4 tRNA genes are annotated in these 510 nt (G+C 46.9%); all 4 read right to left on the reverse strand.

The annotated features are described in order from the left end of the window. Positions 1–57: 57 nt before the first annotated feature. The 4 genes from ABT58_RS23025 to ABT58_RS23040 all read right to left on the reverse strand — a co-directional run bounded on the left by ABT58_RS23025 (position 58) and on the right by ABT58_RS23040 (position 482). Positions 58–132 (reverse strand) — tRNA-Gln (locus ABT58_RS23025). Positions 133–171: 39 nt separating this feature from the next. Then, positions 172–256 (reverse strand) — tRNA-Leu (locus tag ABT58_RS23030). A gap of 30 nt (positions 257–286) precedes the next feature. Further along, positions 287–363 (reverse strand) — tRNA-Met (locus tag ABT58_RS23035). A 44-nt stretch (positions 364–407) separates the two neighbouring features. Then, a tRNA-Gln gene (locus ABT58_RS23040) sits at positions 408–482 on the reverse strand. Positions 483–510: the final 28 nt, after the last annotated feature.

The raw sequence follows: 510 nt of genomic DNA on the forward strand, positions 1-510 counted from the left end.
ACCAACTGAGCTACGTAGCCAATAAAGTGCTGATGTTTGATCAACAATCTTAAAGAATGGCAGGTCTACCTGGATTCGAACCAGGGAATGACGGGATCAAAACCCGTTGCCTTACCGCTTGGCGATAGACCTACAAATTGCTTTTCTTCAAAGCTGCTCTCAAGGAGAGAATGGTGCGGAAGGAGAGACTTGAACTCTCACACCTTGCGGCGCCAGAACCTAAATCTGGTGCGTCTACCAATTTCGCCACTTCCGCAAATTGTATTCGCCTTACTAAGAAGGAGAATGGTGGCTACGACGGGATTCGAACCTGTGACCCCATCATTATGAGTGATGTGCTCTAACCAACTGAGCTACGTAGCCATTTTAAGTTGCCGACTATACATGATAATCAACAGCTTTAAAAGTGGCAGGTCTACCTGGATTCGAACCAGGGGATGACGGGATCAAAACCCGTTGCCTTACCGCTTGGCGATAGACCTGCAGATTCTCTTTACAGAGACTTAATCA

This window comes from Photobacterium aphoticum (assembly GCF_001029435.1).
In the GTDB taxonomy this organism is placed as follows: Bacteria; Pseudomonadota; Gammaproteobacteria; order Enterobacterales; family Vibrionaceae; genus Photobacterium; species Photobacterium aphoticum.